This window comes from Formosa sp. F44, from assembly GCF_056238645.1.
Window position 1 is genome coordinate 1 of the sequence record NZ_JBWDLJ010000027.1, and the last position, 646, is coordinate 646.

Genomic DNA, 646 nt, shown 5'->3' on the forward strand with positions numbered 1-646 from the left:
ACGAGATCGCAGTCTCAATACACAAAATAACCTTAATCCTCTCTTTTTGTTCTTTCTGATTGATACTTAATTTATAACTTATATTTGATAAGGCTAACTTAAGATACACATAAACGTTGCCACACATATAAGAAAATCACGCTGGATTGAATAATATTGAAATAATTAAATATATATGTTTCGGAATTTCATTTTTGATTGGTGGGATAATTTTCTCATTTCAGGATGATTTAATGAACCCAAAAATGTACTCAAAAGCATTATATGCAAGCGGATTATGTTCTTTGATTGGAGTAATTTTAGAATTATCTGATTTCTTCTATATTGAACGTGGAATGACTTTGCTTTTAATGTCAATCGGAATTATTTACGTCGGATACTTTAAGTTGTTTCTGAATTTGTTTATAAAATGGAAAGGAACCAAACCAATAATTACCTCTGCCTCAAGTATGATTGGAGGAAGACCGATTGGAGGATTTACAACTAAATATAACGCAAAAAGAAGTATAACCGGTGCTGATTTTATTTTTAGTTTTGTGCAAGCTTTAGTGCCAATTTTCACAATTTTCGGACTTTTGATTTTAATTATAGAACTGAATAGATAACTCACAAATACGTGTGGCAACATTGTATATAAAAAATAGCG

At 30.0% G+C, this 646-nt stretch carries 1 protein-coding gene; it reads left to right on the top strand.

The window, feature by feature from the left end:
* Positions 1-245 precede the first annotated feature (245 nt).
* Positions 246-605 (top strand): hypothetical protein, encoded by a 360-nt coding sequence (locus tag AC0UBM_RS18360; RefSeq protein ID WP_475689636.1) that lies wholly within the window; start codon positions 246-248, stop codon positions 603-605.
* Positions 606-646 lie beyond the last annotated feature (41 nt).